The organism is Palleronia aestuarii (assembly GCF_003253995.1).
GTDB lineage: Bacteria > Pseudomonadota > Alphaproteobacteria > Rhodobacterales > Rhodobacteraceae > Palleronia > Palleronia aestuarii.
The window spans coordinates 1-3,779 of the sequence record NZ_QKZL01000015.1; the positions used below are offsets into that span (position 1 = coordinate 1).

Sequence of the window (3,779 nt, forward strand, 5' to 3'; positions counted from 1 at the left end):
CCGCCGGCGCTTCGCGTCCTTGACCCGGGGCGCTTCGGAATCGGGGGCCCGGACATGCTCCCGCATCTCAGCGTGAGCCCGCATCACAGGAGACCCTTCATGTCCGACCGCGCCCGTCACACCCGCACGCACCACGAAATCCAAGCCCAGAAGGGACGGCCCCGCCCAAACTACAGCATCGGGGAGTTCCTCGCCGCGATCGCGGCCGAGCCGCATCGACTGGCCGACCTGCTCGACGACAACGCCCTGCCGTCCCAGTGGGAGGAGGCCCAAGCCGCCGCCATTGCGCGGAGGAACGCAAGGCGGACGGCTGCAATCCAGCCGGTCTCCACGTGGACGTCGGACCCCTGCGACGACAGTCCCGACCCTCGGGATGCCCGGATCGCCACGCTCACCCGCTGGCTCTGGTGCCTGAGCCTCGCCCTGACCGCGATCAGTGTCGCGGCCATCATCGGATGGGTTGGCTGATGCCAAGCGCGGCCCCTTCGGGGGCCGCTTCGCCGTCGCCACCGGGGCGCGTCAATCCATGATATTGCGAGATGCCGCGAGGTGCTTCGGGCCGGTCGCGTGGCAGCGCGCCCGGCCCGGCCTGATGGTGCTGCCTCGGCGAACATCCCGCCCGCACCGTACCAGAATCCGGCCCGCGTCGCCACGCCGATCCGATCCGTCAGCAGCACGTCGCCCTCGCCCTGCCCGGAATTGCGGCACCCGGCGGGATGCCGGCGACGGACGCGGCAGCCCTCGGATCGAGCCGGTCCCGCCGGTCTCGCGGCGGGTGGGCCGGAGAGCATCGCAGGACGGTCGGCCGGTCCGTTCCCTGCGGCCTTCGTGGTACACGGGGACGATCCTGCTGGCCGCGGCGATCACGTCGCTCTCCTTTGCTTCCTGATTGATGACACTTGGCGGATCGCGGGCCGGGTGTCCGGTCGCTGCGCTCCCCAACGACAAATACGGCTTCCACGCCCTGCGGGCGCGGACCCTCCGCATTTGCCGTTGCACCCGGCCCTTCTCCGATCCGCCTCCCAAGCGTCATCGGAAGCAAAGGAGACCGACATGACCACCTACACCCTCACCGTCCCCGTCGAGTACCAGAAGAACGGCCGCACCGAGCGCAGCTTCAAACCGGTCGGCTTCGTCTTCGAGAACACCCGCCGCGAGACCGGCGAACCCTTCCTCACCATCAAGCTCGACTTCCCCGTCGCCGTCACCGAGCTGGTCGCCTTCCCCCGCAAGCCGCGCGAAGACGACGAGCCGCCGATCTGAAGCCGATCGGCGGGGCGGCCTTCGGGCCGCCCTTCGCCCGGACGGGCGACGCCGGCCGAGGCCGGCGGCCCTTCTTCAGGGGATGTTCACCGTCCTCATTGCCAGCTTGAAGAGGCGGCGGTCCATCAGCGCCGCCTTCTCGGGCTGATCTCGCACCATTCCCGGCGGTATCCGCCGCGCAAGTCTACAAATGACGATGTGGCTCTCGCTCAATGCCGATGCTGTCGAGCCTGATCGCGGCGAGCAAGCCCAAGCAGCTCCTCCAGCACCTTCGAGTTCCGCTCCCTTTCCTGAAGAAGCCGAGCCCATCGAGGCATGTCCTCGCGGAACGGCGTCTTCGCGGTTCGCGGCCCGAACAGTCCCTTGATGCGCGCCATCATGGTTGGTCGCCGCGGCGGCGCAGCCATCTCGATCGACGTGTCTCGGTCGCATCGGTAGTAACCCGTGTTGAGGACGATCGTCCCGGCCGCGAGACCGTGACGCTCGATCAGGCGCTCCTTCGTTCGATCCGAAAGCGCGATCCCGAGATCTTCGTACCGCCCTGTCAGCAGAAGCCACTCCGCTCCCTTCAGACCCTCGAATAGTTGGTCGATCGCCTTGTCGTAGTCGGCGATCCGGTCCTGATCGTTGTGAGCCATCGGGCAAGCCTTCCGCATTGGCGTAGCGAGCAAGACGACCAGAATCCCGACGAGGATCGAGGTCAAGCGGTCAGGAATCTTGGCCCCTCCGCGCACGGCCTGCGCCGTGCGCTTGGCGCCCTACTCGGCCCGCCTTCGGCGCGCCTCCCCGAGCCCTGGACCCCTGCCCTCCCTTCGGCCTGGTGCAGCGTCGGCCGTCTCCTCCGGAGCCACCCGCCGCCGCGGCCGAATGGTCGGTCAGCGGCCCAGGTCTCGGCCCTTCGGGTGACGGTCCCCGGTGCGACAGACGGCACCGATCCTCCAGCCGATCGCGCCAGGCCGCAGCCGTCGCCCCTGCCCTCGGCTTCGCGTGTCGGGCAGGGTACGGGCCGGACGGCCCGTCGCGCAGTCGCGCGGCGTCGCACCTGGCACCCGCAGCCGAGGCGGCCGCGGCGGCTCCGGTCTGCCGCCGAGCCGCCGATTGCGGTCCGGTCGGGATCGCGTGCCGCGACCGCTCCCTCCCCTCCATCGCCGTCTCCGCGTCAGCCCTCCACCGCGCGTCCACCGCCGGCTGCTGATCGGAAACGCACACACTGAGAGGCGGCAGCATATCCTCCGGATGCGCTCCCGAAGCACCCCGCCTCAAGGATCGGAAAACTCTTCGGCACCGTCGCGCGAGATGCGCCGTCGTCCCCGCCGCCAGCCGTCGCGCGAGCTGCACCCGGTCCCTGCGGAAGACTTTTCCGCCCGGCTCCGCCGGCGCTTCGCGTCCTTGACCCGGGGCGCTTCGGAATCGGGGGCCCGGACATGCTCCCGCATCTCAGCGTGAGCCCGCATCACAGGAGACCACCATGTCCGACTTCGACCCTACCGCGATCGTCGCCTACGTCGACGCCAACTCCATGCCCGAAGGCAGTTTCGGCTGCGTCTATGAACTCTGGCAGCAAGCCCGGAACGACAAAGCCTACAGCCTGCTCGGCCACGTCCCGGACGAGCACTTCGACGCGACCGTGGAGGCCCTGAAGGAAAAGGGCGTGATCGTGGAGATCGAAGCCCGCCCGGAGGGTCTCTGCAAGCATTGGCTGGACGCAAACACCTGCCCCTGCGGTTGCTTCGAGGGCGGGGAACCCGAGCCGATCGAAGAAGACTGGTCAGGCTGGAGCGACAACGACGATCTCGACGCTCCCGAGGAGCCCGACGAGTATCTCGACGCTCTCCCCGATGTCGAAGACGACTGACCCCGAGCGCGGCCCCTTCGGGGGCCGTGTCTGCCGTTGCCACCGAGGCGCGTCGCCGGGGCGTGGTCCCGCCGCCGATTGCGGTCCGGTCGGGATCGCGTGCCGCGACCGCTCCCTCCCCTCCATCGGCGGCTCACGAGTGGCGGCCGTCGGCCTCGCCTCGCGATGCGCGCATCGTGCGAGGGGAGCGGGCCTTCGGCCCGCCGGCACCCTCCCCGCTTCGCGAGGATGCCGATCCAGCCGTCCCTTCCGCCGTCGTCAGGCACGCCCGGCGAGGATCACGGCCGACTCGTTGTGGTCGGTGTCGCGTCTCCGTTGGGCAGGTGTCATGGCCCCTCCGCGCACGGCCTACGCCGTGCGCTTGGCGCCCTACTCGGCCCGCCTTCGGCGCGCCTCCCCGAGCCCTGGACCCCTGCCCTCCCTTCGGCCCGATGCGGCGTCGGCCGTCTCCTCCGGAGCCGCCCGCCACCGCGGCCGAATGGTCGGTCAGCGGCCCAGGTCTCGGCCCTTCGGGTGACGGTCCCCGGTGCGACAGCCGGCACCGATCCTCCAGCCGATCGCGCCAAGCCGCAGCCGTCGGCCTCACCTGCGCGCTGCGCGCTCCGGCGAGGGTGCGGGCCTTCGGCCCGCAGGCACCCTCTGCGCTTCGCCCGGGTGCCGA

At 70.3% G+C, this 3,779-nt stretch carries 4 protein-coding genes; 3 read left to right on the plus strand and 1 reads right to left on the minus strand.

Going from position 1 to position 3,779, the window contains the following annotated elements; all coding sequences use genetic code 11:
• Positions 1 to 99: 99 nt before the first annotated feature.
• Together LX81_RS14570 and LX81_RS14575 are read left to right on the plus strand one after the other, a co-directional pair.
• Positions 100 to 468 carry a hypothetical protein gene (locus LX81_RS14570; protein WP_146259438.1) on the plus strand — a complete coding sequence of 123 codons (369 nt, stop codon included), beginning with the start codon at positions 100 to 102 and terminating at the stop codon, positions 466 to 468.
• A 585-nt stretch (positions 469 to 1,053) separates the two neighbouring features.
• Entirely contained in the window at positions 1,054 to 1,263 is a 210-nt protein-coding gene (locus tag LX81_RS14575) for a hypothetical protein (protein ID WP_111538062.1), read from the plus strand.
• A gap of 209 nt (positions 1,264 to 1,472) precedes the next feature.
• Here LX81_RS14575 and LX81_RS14580 read toward each other — a convergent pair whose 3' ends face one another.
• Positions 1,473 to 1,901 carry a hypothetical protein gene (locus tag LX81_RS14580; RefSeq protein ID WP_111538063.1) on the minus strand — a complete coding sequence of 143 codons (429 nt, stop codon included), beginning with the start codon at positions 1,899 to 1,901 and terminating at the stop codon, positions 1,473 to 1,475.
• A gap of 830 nt (positions 1,902 to 2,731) precedes the next feature.
• Here LX81_RS14580 and LX81_RS14585 point away from each other — a divergent pair.
• Positions 2,732 to 3,118 carry a hypothetical protein gene (locus LX81_RS14585; RefSeq protein WP_111538064.1) on the plus strand — a complete coding sequence of 129 codons (387 nt, stop codon included), beginning with the start codon at positions 2,732 to 2,734 and terminating at the stop codon, positions 3,116 to 3,118.
• The last annotated feature ends 661 nt before the right edge of the window (positions 3,119 to 3,779 follow it).